The sequence below is a fragment of the Mesorhizobium sp. M7A.F.Ca.CA.002.15.2.1 genome (genome assembly GCF_003998715.1).
Classification (GTDB): Bacteria; Pseudomonadota; Alphaproteobacteria; order Rhizobiales; family Rhizobiaceae; genus Mesorhizobium; species Mesorhizobium ciceri.
In genome coordinates this window covers 1-994 of the sequence record NZ_RZPI01001099.1, presented here as the reverse complement: position 1 = coordinate 994, position 994 = coordinate 1, and the positions used below count along the sequence as shown (strand labels likewise).

The window sequence follows — 994 nt, the reverse complement described above, 5'->3', positions numbered from 1 at the left end:
CTTCGTCGACTGCCACACGCATATCGACAAGGGCCATATCTGGCCGCGAAAGCCCAATCCCGACGGCACGTTCATGGGCGCGCTGAATGCCGCCGATGCCGATCGTGTGGCACGCTGGAGCGCCGAGGATTTGGCGCGGCGGATGGATTTCTCGCTGCGCTGCGCCTACGCCCATGGCACAAGGGCGCTGCGCACCCACATCGACAGCGTCGCGCCGCAGGAGGAAATCTCCTGGCCGGCGTTCGAGGCGATGCGCGAGGAATGGCGCGGCCGCATCGAGTTGCAGGGCGCCTGCCTGCTCGGCGTCGAAGGCGTGCGCAACAAAAAGTGGTTCGACAGGCTGGCAAAGAGGGTTGCCGCGGCAAAGGGCGTGCTCGGTGTCGTCACCTATATGGCGCCGGACCTCGAAGAGCTGCTCGATCACGTCTTCGCGCAGGCCATCAAGCATGGCCTCGATCTCGATTTCCATGCCGACGAGACCAACGACATTTCCGCCATATCGCTGAAGAAGATCGCCGAGGCCGCTCTGTGGAACGGTTTCGAAGGAAAGATCCTCGTCGGCCATTGCTGCTCGCTGGCGCGCCAGCCGGATCTCGACGTGCTCGACACGCTGGACAAGGTGGCGAAAGCGGGGCTCGCCGTCGTCTCGCTGCCGATGTGCAATCTCTATCTGCAGGACCGGCGCGCCGACGGCACCACGCCACGCTGGCGTGGCGTGACGCTGCTGCACGAGATGAAGGCGAGGGGCATTCCGGTGGCGGTTGCTTCCGACAACACGCGTGATCCCTTCTATGCCTATGGCGATCTCGACATGCTGGAGGTCTACCGCATGGCGACGCGCATCCTGCATTTCGATCATCCGGTCGCCGACTGGCCGCAAGCGGTCACCGCGACGCCGGCCAAGGTGATGCGGTTTGATGGCTTCGGCACGCTGGCTGCCGGCGGTGATGCCGATTTTATCGTGTTCAAAGGCCGAAGCTGGACGGAATTGCTG

1 protein-coding gene is annotated in these 994 nt (G+C 63.9%); it reads left to right on the top strand.

Features of this window, described 5'->3' with window-relative positions:
- Positions 1-994, top strand: a 994-nt coding sequence (locus ENZ74_RS32895) for a cytosine deaminase (RefSeq protein ID WP_127313342.1), incomplete at both ends; no start/stop codon positions are given.